Source organism: Massilia sp. H6 (assembly GCF_024802625.1).
GTDB lineage: Bacteria > Pseudomonadota > Gammaproteobacteria > Burkholderiales > Burkholderiaceae_D > Telluria.
Window position 1 is genome coordinate 765,940 of sequence record NZ_CP103371.1, and the last position, 19,269, is coordinate 785,208.

At 65.9% G+C, this 19,269-nt stretch carries 13 protein-coding genes; 10 read left to right on the top strand and 3 right to left on the bottom strand.

Annotation, left to right across the window (positions count from 1 at the left end):
* Positions 1–10 precede the first annotated feature (10 nt).
* The 3 genes from udk to NRS07_RS03445 all read left to right on the top strand — a co-directional run bounded on the left by udk (position 11) and on the right by NRS07_RS03445 (position 3,132).
* Complete coding sequence (gene udk, locus NRS07_RS03435; protein ID WP_259211231.1) at positions 11–652, top strand: uridine kinase; 642 nt, start codon at positions 11–13, stop codon at positions 650–652.
* 96 nt (positions 653–748) lie between these two features.
* Positions 749–1,456: a sensor histidine kinase KdpD gene (locus NRS07_RS03440; RefSeq protein ID WP_259211234.1), complete on the top strand. Its 708-nt coding sequence runs from the start codon at positions 749–751 to the stop codon at positions 1,454–1,456.
* On the top strand, positions 1,453–3,132 hold the full coding sequence (locus tag NRS07_RS03445) for a tetratricopeptide repeat-containing response regulator (RefSeq protein WP_259211236.1): 1,680 nt from the start codon (positions 1,453–1,455) through the stop codon (positions 3,130–3,132). The genes NRS07_RS03440 and NRS07_RS03445 overlap by 4 nt, the downstream gene beginning before the upstream one ends.
* Before the next feature lie 26 nt (positions 3,133–3,158).
* On the opposite strand, the gene NRS07_RS03450 is transcribed toward NRS07_RS03445, so the two are convergent.
* Together NRS07_RS03450 and NRS07_RS03455 are read right to left on the bottom strand one after the other, a co-directional pair.
* A complete protein-coding gene (locus tag NRS07_RS03450; RefSeq protein ID WP_259211239.1) occupies positions 3,159–6,362 on the bottom strand; it encodes a patatin-like phospholipase family protein in 3,204 nt (1,067 codons plus the stop codon).
* Between the two features lie 148 nt (positions 6,363–6,510).
* Positions 6,511–7,215 carry a PhaM family polyhydroxyalkanoate granule multifunctional regulatory protein gene (locus tag NRS07_RS03455; RefSeq protein ID WP_259211241.1) on the bottom strand — a complete coding sequence of 235 codons (705 nt, stop codon included), beginning with the start codon at positions 7,213–7,215 and terminating at the stop codon, positions 6,511–6,513.
* A gap of 131 nt (positions 7,216–7,346) precedes the next feature.
* On the opposite strand from NRS07_RS03455, the gene NRS07_RS03460 reads away from it, so the two are divergent.
* Positions 7,347–8,441, top strand: a complete 1,095-nt coding sequence (locus tag NRS07_RS03460) for a DUF3108 domain-containing protein (protein WP_259211242.1) — start codon at positions 7,347–7,349, stop codon at positions 8,439–8,441.
* Position 8,442: 1 nt separating this feature from the next.
* Positions 8,443–9,225 (top strand): DUF3108 domain-containing protein, encoded by a 783-nt coding sequence (locus tag NRS07_RS03465; protein ID WP_259211244.1) that lies wholly within the window; start codon positions 8,443–8,445, stop codon positions 9,223–9,225.
* Between the two features lie 99 nt (positions 9,226–9,324).
* On the opposite strand, the gene katG is transcribed toward NRS07_RS03465, so the two are convergent.
* Positions 9,325–11,547, bottom strand: coding sequence for a catalase/peroxidase HPI (gene katG / locus NRS07_RS03470; protein ID WP_259211245.1), 2,223 nt, complete (start codon positions 11,545–11,547; stop codon positions 9,325–9,327).
* A 302-nt stretch (positions 11,548–11,849) separates the two neighbouring features.
* Between katG and NRS07_RS03475 the strand changes: the two genes are divergently transcribed.
* The 5 genes from NRS07_RS03475 (at position 11,850) to NRS07_RS03495 (ending at position 19,222) form a co-directional block, all read left to right on the top strand.
* Positions 11,850–13,235 (top strand): hypothetical protein, encoded by a 1,386-nt coding sequence (locus NRS07_RS03475; RefSeq protein WP_259211246.1) that lies wholly within the window; start codon positions 11,850–11,852, stop codon positions 13,233–13,235.
* Positions 13,228–13,956, top strand: a complete 729-nt coding sequence (locus NRS07_RS03480) for a hypothetical protein (RefSeq protein ID WP_259211247.1) — start codon at positions 13,228–13,230, stop codon at positions 13,954–13,956. Before NRS07_RS03475 ends, NRS07_RS03480 begins: the two co-directional genes overlap by 8 nt.
* 8 nt (positions 13,957–13,964) lie before the next feature.
* Positions 13,965–16,787, top strand: coding sequence for an ATP-binding protein (locus NRS07_RS03485; RefSeq protein WP_259211248.1), 2,823 nt, complete (start codon positions 13,965–13,967; stop codon positions 16,785–16,787).
* Between the two features lie 372 nt (positions 16,788–17,159).
* On the top strand, positions 17,160–18,566 hold the full coding sequence (locus NRS07_RS03490; RefSeq protein ID WP_259211249.1) for a selenium-binding family protein: 1,407 nt from the start codon (positions 17,160–17,162) through the stop codon (positions 18,564–18,566).
* Positions 18,563–19,222, top strand: a complete 660-nt coding sequence (locus NRS07_RS03495) for a hypothetical protein (protein ID WP_259211250.1) — start codon at positions 18,563–18,565, stop codon at positions 19,220–19,222. Before NRS07_RS03490 ends, NRS07_RS03495 begins: the two co-directional genes overlap by 4 nt.
* The last annotated feature ends 47 nt before the right edge of the window (positions 19,223–19,269 follow it).

The following is a 19,269-nucleotide window of genomic DNA, read 5'->3' on the forward strand; positions in this document are numbered from 1 at the left end:
TCATGCGGGGATGAATCAGATTTCTCCCCCTCCATTTATTATTGGTGTCGCTGGCGGCAGCGGCAGCGGCAAGTCGACGGTGACCCAGCAAGTGCTGGCTTCGTTCGGTGCCGAGATGGTCTCGGTCGTGATGCAGGACGATTACTACCGCGATCAATCCGAGCTCTCCCCCGACGTTCGCCGCAAGCAGAACTACGACCATCCGAATGCCTTCGACTGGCCGCTGCTGGTGCAGCACGTGCAGGCCTTGCGCAATGGCGCGGCGATCGAGATGCCGGAGTACGACTTCACGCTCGACAACCGCTCCAGCAACACCATTGCAGTCAAGCCCGCCCCGGTCATCGTGATCGAAGGCCTGTTCGCCTTGTACGACGCCGACTTGTGCAACATGATGTCGCTGAAGATCTTCGTCGATACGGCACCCGATGTGCGCTTCATCCGCCGCATGCAAAGAGATATCACCGAGCGCGGCCGCTCGCTGGAAAGCATCGTCAGCCAGTACCTCGATACGGTCCGCCCGATGCACAAGCAATTTATCGAGCCGACCAAGCGCAATGCCGATGTTATCTTGCCCCACGGCGCGAACGGCCCGGCGGTCGATGTGATTACCACCAAGGTCGCCAGCGTGATTGGCCAGCTGAAACAGACCTGAGGTTTCCTGCGCCCTGCTTGTGCATCGGGCGAGAATTGTCAACTTCATCGCGGTATAATTGACCTACAGTAACTTCTTCGGTCCGCCGGTCCCGCCATGGAAGACACGCCACAATCGAATCCGCTGTTCCTGTACCTGGCGTCCACTGCGCACGACATGAAGAATTCGATCAGTGTCCTGTCCGGCACGCTCGAGCGCCTGCTCGACGACGCCTCGCCCGAGACTGAAGCGGCCTACCCGCAGATGGCGCAGATGCTGTACCAGACGCGTCGCCTGAACGACAGCCTGATGCAGCTGCTGGCGCTGTACAAGCGCGTCGGCACGCCGGAATACCCGTTCGACATGCAGCCGATCGAGGCTGGGCAGTTGGTCGAGGCGGTGGTGGCACTGGGGCGGGTGCTGCTGGAGTCGCGCGGCGTCACCCTCGACCTCGACGTTGAACCCGAGCTGGTCTGGCATGTCGATGAAGACCTGATCGTGGGCGTGGTTTCGCACGCGATCAACAACGCCGTACACTATACGCGCGACCGCATCCGGCTGACCGCACGCCAGCACGATGGTTGCCTGGAGATCCGGGTCGAAGACAACGGCGCCGGCTACCCGGCCGCGCTGCTCGAAGCGGGCAACGGTGGCATGAGCGGCACCGCCCAGGGCGTTAATTTCCTGACCAATAGCGCAGGCCTCGGCCTGCATTTTTCGCGCGAAGTCGCCCGTATGCACCGCCACCGCGAGCGCGCCGGGGCAGTGCGGCTGGAAAACGGCGGCGTGCTCGGTGGCGGCTGTTTCATCCTGACCCTGCCATGAACGCCCCCGCCCACGACCAGGTCGACTGGGCCGGCAAGAACTACCTGGTGGTCGACGACTTCATCGGCGTGCGCCAGTTGCTGCGCGAAGCCCTGCGCAGCCTGGGGGCGCGCAACATCGACCAGGCCTCCAGCGGCGGCGAAGCAATGGGGTTGCTCAACAAGACCCGCTACGACGTGGTGCTGTGCGACTTCAACCTGGGCGAGGGCAAGAACGGCCAGCAGGTGCTGGAAGAGGCGCGCCTGCGCAACCTGCTGCTGCCCTCGTGCGTGTTCCTGATGGTCTCGGCCGAAAAAAGCGTGGAGTCGGTGATGGGCGCGGCCGAGCACCAGCCCGACGCCTACCTGGTCAAGCCGATCACCGAGGGCGTGCTGCTGTCGCGCCTGACCCGGGTGTGGCGCAAGAAGCAGGTGTTCAGCCTGATCGACCAGGCCTATGCCGAGAAAGACTACCTGCGCGCGGCCCGCCTGTGCGACGAGCAGATCGCGGCTAGCCGCGTGCACGAGATCGACCTGCTGCGCATGAAGGCGCGGCTGATGGAACGCAGCGGCGAACCGGGCAAGGCGCGCGAGACCTATGAGCGCGTGCTGGCCCAGCGCGAATACCAGTGGGCGCGTAACGGCCTGGCCAAGATCCGGCTGGCCGACGGCGACTACGAGCAGGCGCGCCAGATGTTCGCTACCGTCATCGCCGAGAACCGCTATTACATCGACGCCTACGACCAGCTGGCCCTGAGCTACCAGCGCATGGGCCAGCACGAAGAAGCGCTCGGCATCCTCGAGCGCGCCGCCAGGCTGTCGCCGAACTCGGTGCCGCGCCAGCGCAACCTGGGCCGGGCCTGCCTCAAGTTGGGCAATGTGGGCACGGCCGAAAAGGCTTTCCGCAAATGCATCGCCGTCGGCGAATACTCGATCCGCAAGACACCGGACGCCTATCTCGGCCTGGCGCGCGTCTGCGGGCTGAAGAACGACCCGAAAGAAGCGCTGCAGCTGTTGACCGCTGTGCAGCGCGATTTCGGCGCCGACCATCCCGACCTTGAACTGCGCGTCAAGATCACCGAAGGCCTGGTGTATCACGAGAGCGGCGACTACCGCCGTGCGCGCAAGGCCGGCGACGAACTCGAAGCGCTGCTGCAAGCCAGGCCCGAGCGCCCCGATGTGCCGACCTGCATCGAGATGGCGACGCTGCTGTTCGCAGTCGGCGTCAAGGAAGCGCCGGTTGAACTGCTGTGCTACATCATCCGCAACAACCACGACAACCAGCTGCTGCAAGACGAGGTGCAGAACATCTTCGAGAAAGCACGCATGGGCGACGAGGGCGAGTCCCTGATTCGCGCCGCGCGCAAGGAGGCGGTCGACCTGATGAACCAGGGCGTGCTGCTCTGGAAGACCGGCAAGCTGGCCGAAGCCGTGGAATGGATGCGCAATGCCAGAACGGCGCTGCCGCACAATGGACGCATCCTGTTCAATTCGGCGCAGATCCTGGTGTCGCACATGCAGCAGCGCGGTTACAGCGTGGCGCTATCGAGCGAGGCGCATGAGGTGCTGGCGCATGTCGACCGGCTGCAGCCGGGGCAGCAGCGCTTTGCGCAACTGATGGAGCAGCTGATGGCGTTGCCGCCAAAGGTGGAGCCGCCATCGGCAGACGCAGCGCCTGGCCCGGCTGGCGCTGCCTGAATGTCCGTGCGCAGGCCGGTAGCCTGTCAGCGGCAGCGCTCCCGTACCTCCCCGCACCCGGCCGGCGCCGGCGCATTGCCGTGCCGCCGCGCCAGTTGCGCGCACAGCGCCTCGACATCGATCGCGCCAGCTTCGCTACGCGCCGCTTCGGCCGCACCGCCCAGCGCGCACTCGCCGACGTACTGCCCCAGCGCGCGGTAGCTTTCGAACTGCGTCTCGTCGAACCACTGGTCTGCCGTGCTTTCGTGCGGATAGGCGGGATGCACCTTGCGGTAGTTGAGCAGGTCGGCGTTTTCGCGGCCGACGATGGCCGGTTTCAGGTACAACAAGGTGCCGTCGGCGCCGCCCGGGTCCAGCTGGCTGTAGCGCACGGTGCCGACCGCGCAGCTGGCGCCGCACAAGCCTTCGCCGCCGCGCTGGGCAAGCTGGGAGACATCGAGGTCGATGCGTACGTGCAGGTCGGTCGCGCACTTGCGGATCGCGTTGCCGAGGTCTTCGAAGGAGAGCGCGCCGTCGCTGGCCACGTCGACCGCGATGATCAGGCGGCAGCGGCGCCGTACCAGTTCGTAAATGCCGAGGTTGTCGAAGTGGCCGCCGTCGGACAAGTAGACATAGCTGGCGTCGGCGTTGGTCAGGCCAAACAGCTCGGCCAGCAGGCTGAACAGGCCCACCGGGGGCGATGATTGCTGCCACGCGGCCTTGCGTGGGTTGGGGCACCAGCGGCCCAGGCGCACGTTGAACATCGTCATCAAAAAGTTCAGTGGCGGCGACGAGTGTGCGCCCATGTTCGGGCTGGCCGCAGCGCCCGATACCGCCACCGCCATGCCCAGCCGCACGCCGGCGTCGTCGTCGGCGCCGGGGCCCGCGCGCGAGGCATACAGGTCGGTCGGCCGGTAGCAGCCGCGCCCGGAGTCGCCGCTCTCGGCTTGCTGCGGCAGCTCGAAGCCGCAATAGCGCGGCGTGAAGGTAAACGAGGCCGCCTTGCGGGTGCGCCAGGCAAGTTCCTCGCCGCCCACCAGGTTGAGCGAGGTATTGATGATGTGGCAGGGGCGCTGCTGCTTGAGGTCCTGGAGCAGCGGGTCGTCGCCGGGATCGAATCCGGTAAACGGATGCGGATTGCGCGCGCGGCTGCTGGCGCCGAAATAGGCGCGCACCAGCCGGTTGCGGTAGAGCATGTAAAGCGAGAACTTGTTGATGTCGACCCGCCAGCCGAGCAGCAGGGCGGCCAGCAGCAGGCCGCCGAACGCAAGCGCCAGGCGCGTGCCGCTGGTGGCCAGGGTGGCGCTGGCGTGGGCGCCGTAGACGCAGACCAGCGTGACCGGGCCGCGGCAGTCGATGGTGGGCGGCGCCACCGCCAGCTGCACCACGGTACCGAGCAGCGCGAAGACGCCGGCCGTAAACATATAGGGCGCCAGCCGTGCGGCCAGGTCGAGCCGCCAGTCGGCGCTGCGCATGCCGGTCGCGCTGCCGCTGCCGGCCTTCAGGCCGAACCAGGTCACCGCCAGCCAGCCGAGCACGGTGGTGACATGTCCCCAGGGGTCGTAGGTGAGCCAGGCCCAGTGCAGCAGCGGCCCCAGAAAGAAAGCGATGCCGAACATGGTGACCCAGGCCAGCGCGAAGATCCAGGCCCAGGCGCCCTGGCGGCTCCACCATTCGCGGCTGGCGTCGCTGTACATGCGCCCGATCAGGCCGATCATCAGGGTCATGGTGCTGGCAAACAGCGCCATCATCAGCGGCATGCCGAAGGTGGTCAAGGCAATGGCGTTGTTAAGCACCGGGTGCGTGGCCGGCTCCGGCAACAGCGCCAGCCCGAGCAGCAGCAGCACGGTGCCGAGGGTGAGCGCACCGATGGCGCACACCAGGTGCGCCAGGCCCTCGACCAATTCGTTGCGGGTGACATCGGCAGAAGGCCGGTTGGGCTGGAACCAGGCGGCTACGCCAAGCGCGACGGCGAACAGGAACAGCGCCGCGGCCAGCACCAGCAAGCCGGTCACCAGGTAGCCGCTGGTGGCCGGTTGCATTAGCTGCGCCACGAATGCCGGGGCGAAGGTGCAGGCCGCGGCGGACAGAATCGCCGCCACGGTAACCGCGCTGGCCGCGCAGGCCGTGTAGCCGGCGCGCCGGTAGGCGCTGGTGCGGTCGTGCGCCAGGTACCAGCCACAGGCCCACACCGCAAAATAGACGACGCCAGGCGCCAGCAGCCAGTAGGCGCGGCCCTGGAACTGGGCCGGCAGCATGCCCATTTCCCAGATCGGCGCGCCGCCATGGCGCCACAAGCCCACGCTGCCGAGAAATCCGGCCAGCAGCAGCGGCAGGTTGATCCACCAGAGGACCGCGCCTTGCGACAACGGAAAGCGCCGCAAGCCGCGCGAGCTGGAGGGCTTGGTGGAGATGCTCAGGGCAATGCCGAACACCGCGCACAGGAACAGCAGGGCGCCGATGATCCAGGCCACGTCGGCATAGGCGGCCCATTGGCCGCCCGGGCTGACGATGCGGTGTACCGCCCAGACGGCGGCGCGCGGCAGCAGCAGCAGGGCGCACAGCCAGGCCACCAGCATGGTCAGGTTCAGGCCCGTATTGCGTACATAGGTGCTGATCAGGGTCCAGGTATCGGCGCTGAACATGCCGCCGTGCGGCGACAGATAGTTGCTGTACTGGCGCAGGAAACGCAGCGCCGGCGCCTCGGGCGTGCCGGCGGACGGGGCCAGCATGGCTTCGACCGCGCCGACATTACCGCCTTGTTCGTGGATGCACTTGGACAGCCAGCCACCGATGAAGCCGCCGCCGGAGACGGTCGACAGGTAGTCGAGCTGGCGCAGCAACCCATGGCGCGCCATCGCCTGCAGCACGCCCAGGCCGAAGGTGGCGCTGCGTACGCCGCCGCCGGACAAGGCCAGGCCGACCAGGCCGGCCGCATGGGCGCGGCCCGGGAGTTCGCCCTGCGCGGCGGCCTCGAGGCTGCTGCCATATTGCGGACGCAGCAGGTCGAGCTCGTCGCGGAACACATCGTTGAACGTGGCGCCGCTGACCGCGTCGAGCCGCCGCTGCGTGACATCGTCGAGCACGCCCAGGCCGGCAATGCCCTGGCGCCGGCGGAACTCGACGATGGCGTCGGCCAGGTCGGCGAGTGTCCAGGCATGCGCGGGCGGGCGGCAACCGGCAGCGTCGAGTTTGCGGCGCAGGTCGGCAAGCTGGGACGGCGACAAGCTGGCAGGGTCGATGGCGAACACGCGCACTCCGACGTAACACAGGGCAGGATGGCAAGGCCGGACGGTGAACAGCTGGTCCGGTTAGTCCAGTTCAGCACGCCGGCGAAGCGTGCGCTACCGTTTGCGTCAAGTGTGCGAGGTGCGCGCCTGCAAAAATCCCCAGGGCGCTTTATGCCTTGTCGACTTTCCCGCGAGGATGACGTCCTGTCTTGCCGCTACTGCGCTCACTGCCGGCCGGGTCGGCGCCACTGCTTGGGCCATGTTCTGGCGCGTCGCCCGCGCTGCCTGGCTCGGGAGCGCTGCTCGCGCCCCCGTCATCGGCCGCCGCATGCGTGCCGGGCATCGGAGTCGCACTTGTTACGGCTTGGCGGAACTGGTCTTGAAGCAAGTTCCACCATGCGACCGCGGCCGGCATGACATTGGCGCTGTCCGCCGGATAACCGGCCGGGTTGGCCTGGTCGGCCTGCGCAGAATCGGCTGCGGCCGCCGCTGCCGAGGCGCTGGCAGGCGGGGACGATGGCGCGGGCTGTGCGGCCTGCGCGAAGAACTGGGCGAACGGCGCCGTCATGGCGGCCTGGTCGCCGCTGCGGCCCATGGCCTGGGTCATGCTGTCGCTCATTGCCTTGAGCGTAGCGAGGGTGCCGCGCTGGACTTCGAGCGCCTGTATGGTGCCGCGCAACATGCCGATGTTCAGGTTCAGCCACGATTCGACTGCCTTAAGGTCGGCGATTTTCTTGTCCAGGTCTTCGGTGGACAGGCTGGTGCCGGTGCCGGGCATCGCAATGCCGGGGATATTCATGCTGCCCCAGAGATTCTTTACGAATTCCAGCGTATCGGTCATTCCGGCGGGGTTCGGCATGGGGGGCTTGAGCATCGATATTCTCCGGTAGGGTAGACACCCTAGCGTAGCAGATAAATAACACCCTCACCATGGCCTGCACAAGCCGGCCACCAGGCTCGGCGCGCCTGCCTGCAGCGGTGCGCCCGGCAGGCTACACTAGCACCATGAGTTTTGCTTTCCTCCGACAGCGGCGCCGCCAGTTGGTGCTGGGCACGCTGGTCGTGCTGCTGCACTGGATGGTGCTGGGCTGGATCACCGTCGGCACCGGAGGCCGGGCACTGCCGGGGCAGGGCAGCGAGGCGCTGGTCAGCCTGGCGCGGCTGTTGCCACCAAGTGCGGCAGTGCCGCCCGACCCGGTCGTGCCGCCCGAACCGAAAATGGCCCAGCCAAACTTGCCCGACTTCGATCCATTGCCGTCCAACATGGTGGTCGCGGAGGCGGTCGGCGAGCCCCTGCCGCAGTCCGGCCCACCCGATGCCGCGCTCGCCGCCCAGGCGGTGGCGCCCCCGCCCGTCGAAGCCGCTACCATGGCAAGCGCCGACCCGGCGCCAGCGCCGGTGCCGGGCGACCCGGTGCGCCGCTACAAGATAGACGTGCCGCCCCCGGCCGACATCACGCTCGACGTCGCGCGCGTCGATGCCGACGGCACCCGCTGGAGTGGCCAGGCAATTCTGTCGTGGAAGCACGACGGCTCGGGCGCCTACCGGGTGCGGATCGAGGCCGGCATCGGTATCATGTTCGCGCGCGTGAACCTGGTGGTGCTCACCAGCGAGGGGCAGCTGGGCAGCGCAGGACTGGCACCACTGAAAATGACCGAGAAGCGGCGTGGCCGCGCGCTCACGGCCACCCATTTCGATTGGCCGGACAACAAGCTCACCTTCTCCGCGTCGCAGGCCAGCTACGTGCTGCAGCCAGGTGCGCAGGACAAGGCCACGGTGCCGCTGCAGCTGGCGGCCATCGCGCGCGGCGACCCGGCGCAGCTCGACGGCGAGATCGATATGTTCGTCGGCGAAGACCGCGACGGCAGCGTGTATTCGTTCAAGGCCGCCGGACTGGAACAGATCGACACCCCCATGGGCCGCCTGCACACCGTGCGCCTGACCCGTCCACCGAAGCCGGGCTCGTACCGCTCGCGGCTCGATATCTGGCTGGCGCCGGCGCATGGCTGGATGCCGGTGCAGATTCGTAGCAGCGAAGCCAATGGCGCAGTGACCACGCAAACGGTGAATAACATCGCCATGAACCCACCAGGATTTTGATATGCATAGATCGACACTTCCACAACCGGGCCGCGGCTTGCTGCTCGCCCTGGCCACGACCATGGCCATGGGCCACGCCGCCGCGCAGCCGGTGCCGGAGGCGACGGCCGCCCCGGCAGCCATCAAGCGCCCGTTCGCGCTGCCGCCTTCGGCCGACCTGCACTACGAGCTGCAGGCGCGCCACCGCGGCTTTAACCTCACAGGCGACGCCATCGTCACCTGGCGCGCCGGCGCTGGCAACTACACCGCCAGCGCCGAATCGCGGGTGCCGGTGCTGGGCACCATCACCGACAATCGCAGCAGCGGAACGGTCGATGCCTACGGCCTGGCGCCGGCCGAATTTCTTGAAAAGCGCTTGCGCAAAGACCCGGCCACGACCACCTTCGATCGCGACGCGAAAGCGCTGCGCTTTAGCCAAAGCAAGCAGGTGTATGCGCTCAAGGGCGGGGAACAAGACCGGGTCTCGATTACCTGGCAGCTGGCCGCCGTGGCGCGCGCCGCCGGTGAGCAGTTCAAGGCGGGGTCGGAGTGGCCGTTTTTCGTGGCTGGCCGCAACGACGCCGAGCGCTGGGTATTCAAGGTGGTGCGCCGGGAAAGCCTGCGCACCGGCCTCGGTGAGATCGATACCGTCAAGGTGCTGCGCCAGCGGCTGGCCGGCAAGCAGGACCAGGTACTGGAAATCTGGCTGGCGCCCAAGCACGAGTGGTATCCGGTCAAGCTGCGCTACCAGGATGGCGAGAAAGAACAGATCGTGCAGACGCTGGCGACGCTGACCAAGCGCTGAGATGCTGTGAAGAGAAAAGAATGACTGGCATGGCATGGCGTTGCGTGGGCAAGCTCTTGCCCACGCGTTCAACCGGCGAGATTCACCGGTAGGCTAGCCTCACGCTGCCGTCGTGTACTTCAGGTCGAAGCGATCGAGCTCCATGACCTTGGTCCAGGCCTTCACGAAGTCCTGCACGAAGTGCGCCTCGCCGTCGCGGGCGGCATAGACCTCGGCCAATGCGCGCAGCTGTGCATTGCTACCGAAGATCAGGTCGGCCAGGGTGGCGCTCCAGCGGCGCTCGCCAGTCTTGCGGTCCAGGCCTTCGAACAGGTGCTTGCTGCCGTCCAGGGGCTTCCATGCGGTGCGCATATCCAGCAGGTTGATGAAGAAGTCTGGCGTGAGCGTGCCTGGCCGGGTGGTGAACACGCCGTTTTCCGAAGCGCCGCTGGTGGCGCCCAGCACCCGCATGCCGCCGACCAGGGCCGTCATCTGGGGTGCGGTCAGCATCAGCAAGTTGGCCTTGTCGATGACGGCATTGGCCACATTGCCCGCAGCGCCAGCATGGATGTAGTTACGGAAGCCGTCGACTGCCGGTTCCAGCACCTCGAAGGCATTGACGTCGGTCTGCTCCAGCGCGGCGTCGGTGCGGCCCGGGCGGAAGGGAACCTCGATCTCGTGCCCGGCCTTCTTGGCAGCAGCTTCGATCGCGGCGCTGCCGCCCAGCACGATCAGGTCGGCGAGCGATACGCGCTTGCCACCGCTGGCTGAAGCATTGAATTCGCGACCAATCGCTTCAAGCCGCTCCAGCACCTGGGCCAGTTCGGCCGGATCGTTCGCTTCCCAGTCTTTCTGGGGCGCCAGGCGAATGCGGGCGCCGTTGGCACCGCCGCGCATGTCGCTGCCGCGGAAGGTGGAGGCCGAGGCCCACGCCGCCTTCACCAGTTGCGCGATACTCAAGCCCGACGCGAGTACCTGGTCTTTCAATACCGCGATGTCGGCCGCGTCCACCAGCGGGTGGTCCGCTGCCGGAATCGGGTCTTGCCAGAGCAGGTCTTCCTGGGGCACCAGCGGGCCGAGATAGCGCAGCTTCGGGCCCATGTCGCGGTGCGTCAGCTTGAACCAGGCACGGGCGAAGGCATCGGCAAATTCAGCCGGATTGGCCAGGAAGTGGCGCGCGATCTTTTCATACGCAGGGTCGAAGCGCAGGGCCAGGTCGGCCGTGGTCATCATCGGCTGGTGCAGCTTGCCGGGAATATGCGCGTCGGGCACGTTGCGACCGGCATCGCCCACCGGCTTCCACTGGTGCGCGCCGGCCGGGCTCGTGGTGAGTTCCCACTCGAAGCCGAACAGCGTTTCAAGGTAGCTCATGTCCCAGGTGGTAGGCGTGGCCGTCCACGCGCCTTCCAGTCCGCTGGTAATGGCGTGCGCGCCGATGCCGGACTCGTAGGCGCTCTTCCAGCCCAGGCCCAGCTCTTCGATGTTGGCGCCTTCCGGATCCGAACTGAGGTGGTGCGCGGGACCGGCGCCATGGCATTTGCCGAAGGTGTGGCCGCCGGCCACCAGCGCCACCGTCTCGACGTCGTCCATGGCCATGCGGCCGAAGGTGTCGCGGATGTCGCGCGCCGAGCCCACCGGGTCGGGCGTGCCATTCGGGCCTTCGGGGTTGACGTAGATCAGGCCCATCTGCACCGCGGCCAGCGGCTTGGCCAGCTCGCGCTCGCCGCTGTAGCGTTCATCGCCCAGCCAGGTCGATTCCGGACCCCAGTCGATCGGCAGTGGTTCCCAGATGTCTTCGCGCCCGCCACCGAAGCCGAAGGTCTTGAAACCCATCGATTCGAGCGACACATTGCCGGCCAAGATCATCAGGTCGGCCCAGGACAGCTGCTTGCCATACTTTTGCTTGATGGGCCACAGCAGCCTGCGCGCCTTGTCGAGGTTGCCGTTATCGGGCCAGCTGTTGAGCGGTGCAAATCGCTGCTCGCCCGAGCGGGCGCCGCCGCGGCCGTCGAAGATGCGGTAGGTGCCGGCCGAGTGCCAGGCCATGCGCACGAAGAAGGGGCCATAGTGACCATAGTCGGCCGGCCACCAGTCCTGGGAGTCGGTCATCAGCGCATGAAGGTCGGCAATAACGGCGTCGAGGTCCAGTTTCTGGAACTCTTTCCGGTAATTAAAGTCTTCCAGCATCGGATCGCCCAGGTTGGCATGCTGGTGCAGCACGCCCAGGTTCAGCTGGTCTGGCCACCAGTGGGCGTTGGTCCGCGTCTGCCTTGGCTTCTTGCCGTGGCCCATCGGGCAGGTCAGTTCCTGCTCGGCGGTTGGTACATCCATGTCCTTGCTCATGCTGCGCTCTCCTTGGTTGGTCTCGGTCTGCAATGTCCCGGCCAGCATAGTGCAATAGCGTCTGTATATCCAATTGTGTTTATTGATAGTGCTGATAGTAAAAATGCTTTTCTAAGAAATTGATTGAATTTATTGCAATTAATGTGGGGTGATGGGGTGTGTCATTTCCGCTATGTGGCAACTGTCGAGGCACCGCCAGAGTCCGAATTGCCCAGCCTAAACTGTTATACTGGCGCCCCCGCGGACCGGTCGTGCCTGCCTTGACAGGTGTAGCCGCCCCCGCATGAAGAACGGTATTCACGATGATCGACACCCTGGCCGCCGCGGCGCTAGTCCCGGACACCTTTGCACTGCCCCCCGAAGACGACCCGCTGCAGGCGCACTTCCAGCCCGGCGTGGCGCCCGACGAGATCGAGCAGGTGTATCACCTCAAACGCGCCCAGCCGATGTTGTCGGCGTTCACGGCGCTGTTCCATGGCTCCCAGGATGGCGTGCTGGTGCGCCTGCTGGTGCTGCGCGAGCTCGCTGGCGACACTGCCAGCCCGGCGTTTTCGCGCGGCGACATCAACAATAAACTGGCTTACCTGAGCGCCGAGAGCCTGGAAACGGTGCTGAACCGCCTGCGCAGCCACGGCCTGCTGGCCTGGGATGCCCCGGCCGCGGTCTACCGCATCACGCCACTGGCGCGCAATGTGCTGTCCGCGCTGGACACCCTGATTGCACTGGCCCAGCCAGATGAAGACGACGCCGAGATGGGCTTTTTGCTGTCGCAGGTGGCGGGCGCCCAGGCGGTGGGCGGCATCACGGTGGAACAACTCAAGCACCTGCTGGGCCGCCTGGTGGAACTGACCGAGGAGTTCCGCGACGCGATCGCATCCGGCTCCGAATTCAAGTTGCGCACCTCGCAGGCAAAATGGCACATGGCCTGCGACTGGGTCGAGAAGGGATCGGTGATCCTGCGGGCGATTACCTCGGACGAGCGCGCCGATGCCGCCACCCACAAGGCGGCGCAGGCGATCGGCCGCGCCCAGAGCGCGCTGCTGAACATGCAGGGCATGTTCTCGCGCGCCCTGAACCAGATCGAGCGCCAGCGTGTGCACCTGGGCCAGTCCGGCCTGTCGACCACCGACGTCAAGCGCTGGCTGCTGGCCCACGACGACCTGGCCGGCCTGGCGTCGGACGCGATCGACCGCCCGGTGGTGCCGCTGTTCGGTACCCCGGCCGAGATGATCGACGTCGCCGAAACCGAACTGCTGCTCGAACGCGTCACTGCCAGCGGCCCCAAGGGCCTGCCGACCGGCCAGGATGCTCCCCTGAGCATCAACGACAACCCGGCAATGCAGGGGGAGCTCAACGACTGGATCAACAAGCTGGCCGACTTCGCCAACCTGGGCAACTTCCCCGAGTTTTCGGACAGCGGTCCGAAGAAGGTCGCCCTGCACGAGTCGCTGCTGCCGGCCAGTTTCGCCGTCGCCTCTTACCGCGCCTCGCTGCTGCCGCTGCTGGGCGATGCCGCCGAGGCCAGCCTGCAGGGGGCGACTGCCGAACTGGCGCGCCTGCCGGTGCGCTTCGAGACGCAAGACGACATGATCGCCCTTGACGACCCGGAAGTGGCGGCCATGTCGATCGCCTCCCTCTCACTGAATCCAGATCCAGCCAGTCCTGAAAGCGTTACGAGCAATGAATGACGATGCACAAATCCTGATCGCGCGCCTGCTGACGCACCAGACCCTGCGCCGCGACGACAAGATGGTCAAGCGCGCGCTGTCGGACGAGCAGTTCCGCATCGAAGTGGACAAGCGCCTGCTGGAATGCGGCATGAAGCTGCTCGACAATGTCTACGCCGACCACGTCACGATCGCGCTGCACCGCAATGTCGAACCGAAGATCTTCGGCGCCAAGGACATCTGGCAGAACAATAACTTCGGCCTGACCCGCGACGGCGTGGCGCTCCTGGTGGTGCTGTGGGCGCAGATCATCCTGCCCAAGCGCGAGCGCCAGGAAACCCACACCACCATCAACGACGAGCAGAACGACCTGTTCGAGAAAGATGCGCCGATCCCGCGCGCCGAAGACACCTCGATCGGCATCTCGTACACCGCGCTGCTGTCGGACTTCGGCGACAAGCTGGGCAAGAAGACGCGGATGGACATGAATTTGGGTGTGCTGTCCAAGCTCGGCTTCATCGAGCGGCGCGGCGACGTCATCCTCGAAGGACCCTTGCTCGACCTGATGATGGACACCGATGTACTCAAGGAACGCATCATCAACGGCGCCTTGACCGATGTGTTCAAGCGCGCCCCGCTGGCGGCCGTCCCGCGCCGGGTGCCGCTTGAGGGCGATGCCGCCAACGATGCCATCGCCGACGCCACTGCCGACACCGGCGACAGCACCGAACCCCTGAATTGAGATAGCCCATGTTCCACATCAAATCACTCGAACTGGTCCACTGGGATTACTGGCAGCGGATCAAGAACATCCCGCTCGACGCCAAGATCATCACGATCGCCGGCCAGAACGGCTCGGGCAAGACCACCTTGCTCGACGCGCTGCGCACCTTGTTCGGCCTGGACTGCTCGATGGGCCGCACCTACAAGCACTATGCGCGCCACTCCGGCCAGCAAAGCGCCTGGATCCGCGCGGTGGTCGACAACAAGGCGGTCGGCAAGCAGCTGTCGAACCGGCCGTTCCGCCACTCCGGCTTCTTTGCCGACGACGAAGTCACGCTGTTCTGCCAGATCCAGAAGAACGGCGGCGACTGGAAGCGCCAGTACCTGATGCGCCCGGGGAACGTCGACATCGAAGAAGTCACCGAAGCGACCGACTGGCTCGGCGTGGAAAACTACCGCAAGCGCCTCGCCTCGGCCGGCCTGTCGCCGGCCATGTCGAAGGTGCTGGCGCTGGAGCAGGGCGAGACCGACAAGCTGTGCGAATATGCGCCGCGCCAGCTGCTTGACCTGGTGTTCCAGGTCTTCGGCGACAAGGAAGTGCTCGATGCCTACGATGAAGCCAAGCGCCACCAGCGCGACACCGAGACCGAACTGAAACGTTTCGAGTCCGAGCTGGAAACCTCGCGCATCAATCTCGAGGGCTTGCGCCTGCGCGTGGCCAACCACCACCAGTGGTCCGACCTGAGCAAGGAAAAGCACGAGCTGCAAGTAGAAGTGCTGCCGGCGCTGGAATACCACGAGGCGCGCGAAAAGACCGGCGCCATCAGCCGCACCCTGCGCGAGGCGCGTAAGCCCTTGCTGCAGGCCGACTCGATCCTGGCCGAGAAGCGCCAGCAGCTGGGGGCGCAGCAGCGCGCCTTGACCGAGGCGCAGAAGCTGGAAACCCAGCTGGAGCAAGAAGGCAATGAGCTGGCCGTGCGCCTGACCGAAGTCAATCGCCGCCTCAAGCCGCTGGAAAGCCTGATCGAGCAAAAGGAACGCCTGCACAAGCTCTCGCTCGATGCCGGCGCCGACATCGCCGAAGTATCCAGGCAGCTCGACGAAAAAGAAGTCGAGCTGGCCAAGCAGAAGGGCAAGCGCGACGCCATCGGCGCCAAGATCGCCCATGAAGTGGCGACCGTCTCGGCCTTGCAGGGCAAGAGCGCGATGCCGGAACCGGAAGCCCAGCGCCTGATGCGCCGCGCCCTGCGCGACGAGGGCATCGCACACGCCATGCTGTCGGATATCGTCGAAGTCACGGACCCCAAGTGGCAGGGCGCGGTCGAGGGTGTGCTGGGCGGCTATGCCTCGGTGGTGTTGCTGGAAAAAGCCAAGGATGCGCCGGCGGCCTACCGCCTGGCCGAGAAGGAGCGCTACCGCCACTTCATCGTGCCCGATTGCGTCGAGGCGCCGGTGGTCAAGGATGCCAGCTTGCTGTCGGTGGTGCGCTTCTCGGGCAAGGCTCCTGGCTGGCTGATCGACCAGCTCGAACGCATCGAGCGCGTCGACTCGGTCGACCAAGGCTTCAAGACCCGCGCCGACGAGTGGATCACGCCGGACGCCTACCACCGCGAACGCCGCGGCGGACGCTCGCTGTTCGTCGAAGCATCGCGCTACCGCTTCGGTTCGGCCGGCAAGACCCAGCGCCTGGAAGCGATCCAGAAGCTGCTGCCCAACCTGGAAGCACAGGAAGACGCACTGACGCTAACCATCAGCAAGCTGGCAGGCGAGATCGGTGCGCTCAAGGGCCGCATTGCCGGCGTCGACGCCGCCAAGGAGCTGGCGGCGCGCCAGGCCGAATTCGAAGAAGCGCTGCGCGCGATCGCTCCGCTCAAGGCCGAGCGCCTGGAAGTGGGTGCGCGCCTGGGCGAGCTGTCGACCCTGACCAAGAACGCGACGGTGGCGCGCACCCGCGCCGACACGGTCTGGCAAAACGCGCGCATGGCGCTGTCCGAAGCCGAAGCGGGCATGCGCCTGAATAACCGCCGCACCATCGAGCAGCGCGCCGAACACGCCAAGGCGCTGCTGGGCCTGCGCCGCAGCTGGCGCCATGTGCCGCAGAACTGGAAGAACGCGGCCTGGCGCGGCGCGCTGGTGGCCAAGCACCAGAACGCGCACCAGGTCAATTTGCGCGTATCGACGCTGGAGCACGCGCTGGCGCGCGAAGACTGGGAACTGGACGCTACCGTCATCGACCAGTACGGCCGCCTGAACGACCAGCTCAGCGGCCGCCAGTCCGAGACCGAAGAACGCCGCTACCAGAACAACCGCGCCATCGAGGCCACCGCCAACGCGCGCGGCGCCTATATCGAGCGCCTGCGCTACACGATCAAGGCCTATTCGAAGAACATCAAGGACCTGGGTGAACTGGCCGGCATCGACGTCCAGGCCGACCCGGTGCGCCTGGAGAACGACGACGTGCAACTGGCGCAAGCCGGCCTGCACGTGCGCTTCAAGTTCGACGGCAAGGACCAGATCGGCATGAACGACGGCGAAGCCTCGGGCGGCCAGCAGGTGATGAAGTCGCTGGTGCTCTTGATCGGCTTGTTGAAGTCGGAAGAAGGCTCGGGCGGCTTCGTGTTCATCGACGAACCGTTCGCCCACCTGGATATCCGTAACATCCAGCTGGTCGGCGAGTTCCTGAAGAACACCGACGCGCAGTACCTGATGACCACGCCGCTGACGCACAATACCGACGTCTACGACCCGTCGGAACTGACCTTGATCACCAGCAAGAAAAAGAAGGACGTGCAGTGGGCGCAGCCAATTTTCGTGCTGCAGCGCCGGAAAGAAGGGGCGAAAGCCGCTTGAAGCAGGGGAGCCGGAAGGCTCCCTTTTTGCAGGTGCCGGCACCGTCGGCCAGGGACGACTTTTCATGCGATGCGCAGCAATGATTCGTGAGACTTCCAGCTTGACGATCTGCTATCTTCACGTCATGGTACTTCCCGTACCCTGAATCATGCCGCCGCCGACGGCCACGCGGTGCCTCTACTGAAGCGCTTCCCCTGCCTGGCTCCACTGGCTCGACGGCCGTTGCGCCGATAACGCGTCTCTGATCCCGGGCAAACCGGGCCAGCATTGCTTGTTGACAGCGTCGAGCCCAGCGCTCAGCCTCGATGGTTCGGCCAATCCTGCCGACACCCATCCCGGTACGTCGCTTCTCTCCTGAATGAGGCCCTCACCATGCTGGACACCCTGCGTCCCGATCCCACCTTTCATCCATCGCCGCGGCTGGCAATGGAAGCCGAACCCGAACAACTGGCCTACACGGTGCTGCTGTCGCCCGACCGTGCGCGGCCCGACGCGCTGGCCGTGATCGACGTCGATCCGCAATCCGCGACCTATGGCACGGTCATCAGCCAGCTCGTCATGCCGCATACGGGCGACGAATTCCATCATTTCGGCTGGAATGCCTGCAGTTCGGCGCTGTCGCCGATGTCGGGCCACGCGCACCTGCAGCGCCGCTATCTCATCATTCCCGGGATCCGCTCATCGCGCATCTATATCGTCGATACCCAGCCCGATCCGAGAAACCCCATCCTGGTCAAGACCATCGAGCCGGAAGAACTGATGCGCAAGACCGGCTACTCGCGTCCGCACACCGTGCATTGCGGCCCGGAAGGCATCTACATCAGCACCCTGGGCGGGGCGGGGGCGGACGGCACGCAGGGGCCGCCAGGGGTCTTCATCATGGATTGCGAAAGCTTCGAGATCCTGGGGCGCTGGGAGATCGAGCGCGGACCGCAAAAAATGCATTACGATTTTTGGTGGAACCTGCCGCGCGACTATATGGTCTCGAGCGAATGGGGCTTGCCGCCGCAGTTCGAACACGGCATCGTCGCCGAAGACCTGCTCGCCAATCGCTACGGCCACTCGGTGCATTTCTGGAACCTGCGCGAGCGCAAGCACGTCCAGACCATCGACCTCGGCGCCCACCACCAGATGGCGCTCGAGGTCCGTCCGGCGCACGATCCCACGCGCGAGTACGGTTTCCTGGGCGTGGTGATCGATACCACCAACCTGGAAGGTTCGATCTGGACCTGGTGGCGCGAAAACGGCAGCTTCCATATCCGCAAGACCGCAACCATCCCGGCCGAGCCGGCCGATGCCGACCAGCTTCCGGCGCTGCTCAAAGGCTTCGGCGCGGTGCCGCCCCTGGTCAGCGATATCGACCTGTCCCTCGACGACCGCTTTTTATATGTGGCGTGCTGGGGAACCGGCGAGCTGCGGCAATACGATGTGAGCGATCCGTTCGCGCCCAGGCTCACCGGCAGCGTACGTATCGGCGGCATTGCGCGGCATGCACGCCATCCGAACGGCCGGCCATATGGCGGCGGCCCGCAGATGACCGAAATCAGCCGGGACGGCAAGCGCGTGTATTTCACCAATTCGCTCTACAGCAGTTGGGACGCGCAGTTTTATCCGGAGGGCGTGCCCGGCGTGCAGCTGATGTGCCATGTCGGCGCGAACGGTGGAATCGAACTGGACCCGGCGTTCTACGTGGACTTCGGGCCGGACTACGCGGCGCACCAGGTTCGCCTGCAAGGCGGCGACTGCTCGACCGATTCATTCTGCTATCCGTCGGCTTGAACAGCTCCGCACTCTGGCTCACCGTGATCGGGCTGGGCCTGTACCACGGCGTCAACCCGGCCATGGGATGGCCGCTGGCGGTCGCCAATGGCATGGCCGCGCGCCGGGCCAGCGCCGTCTTTGCCACTGTGCTGCCCCTCGGCGGTGGGCATTTCATGGCAACCGCCATCGTGCTGCTGCCATTCGCCTGGCTTGGCTGGTATGTGGAATGGAGCCGCGCCATACGCATCGGTGCCGGCGCGCTGGTACTGCTGTTCGGCGTCTTCAAGCTGGTGAAGCGGCGGCATCCCCGCTTGCTGGCACGCATTGCGCCCACCCGGCTTGCGTGGTGGTCGTTCCTGATGGCCACTGCGCATGGGGCGGGCCTGATGCTGGTGCCCTTCATGCTGGGACTGTGCACAGCGCCGGAAGCAGGCGCGGTGCAGGCAGGCCATGCCGCCGTAATGGATTACCTGGCGCGCGCGAACCTGGGTACAGCGCTGCTGGTGGCCGCGGTACATGCGGTCGCGACCATCTTCGCCGGGATCGGCATGGCCTGGGCCGTATATCGCTATCTTGGTCTACGCTTGCTGCGGCGCGCCTGGCTGAACCTGGACGTGCCATGGGGGATCAGCCTGGTGCTTGCCGGTGCGGCGGGGATGGTACTAGGGATCTGACAGCTTGAAGGGCCGGGTTCTGTTCGACACAGTACCCAGCCCTTGGT

Excerpts from the sequence above, each read along its gene's own strand:
- NRS07_RS03445 (WP_259211236.1), top strand. The coding sequence starts at position 1,453 with ATGAACGCCCCCGCCCACGACCAGGTCGACTGGGCCGGCAAGAACTAC.
- NRS07_RS03440 (WP_259211234.1), top strand. The coding sequence starts at position 749 with ATGGAAGACACGCCACAATCGAATCCGCTGTTCCTGTACCTGGCGTCC.
- katG (WP_259211245.1), bottom strand. The coding sequence starts at position 11,547 with ATGAGCAAGGACATGGATGTACCAACCGCCGAGCAGGAACTGACCTGC.
- NRS07_RS03485 (WP_259211248.1), top strand. The coding sequence starts at position 13,965 with ATGTTCCACATCAAATCACTCGAACTGGTCCACTGGGATTACTGGCAG.
- NRS07_RS03460 (WP_259211242.1), top strand. The coding sequence starts at position 7,347 with ATGAGTTTTGCTTTCCTCCGACAGCGGCGCCGCCAGTTGGTGCTGGGC.
- udk (WP_259211231.1), top strand. The coding sequence starts at position 11 with ATGAATCAGATTTCTCCCCCTCCATTTATTATTGGTGTCGCTGGCGGC.
- NRS07_RS03490 (WP_259211249.1), top strand. The coding sequence starts at position 17,160 with ATGCTGGACACCCTGCGTCCCGATCCCACCTTTCATCCATCGCCGCGG.
- NRS07_RS03475 (WP_259211246.1), top strand. The coding sequence starts at position 11,850 with ATGATCGACACCCTGGCCGCCGCGGCGCTAGTCCCGGACACCTTTGCA.
- NRS07_RS03465 (WP_259211244.1), top strand. The coding sequence starts at position 8,443 with ATGCATAGATCGACACTTCCACAACCGGGCCGCGGCTTGCTGCTCGCC.
- NRS07_RS03480 (WP_259211247.1), top strand. The coding sequence starts at position 13,228 with ATGAATGACGATGCACAAATCCTGATCGCGCGCCTGCTGACGCACCAG.
- NRS07_RS03455 (WP_259211241.1), bottom strand. The coding sequence starts at position 7,215 with ATGCTCAAGCCCCCCATGCCGAACCCCGCCGGAATGACCGATACGCTG.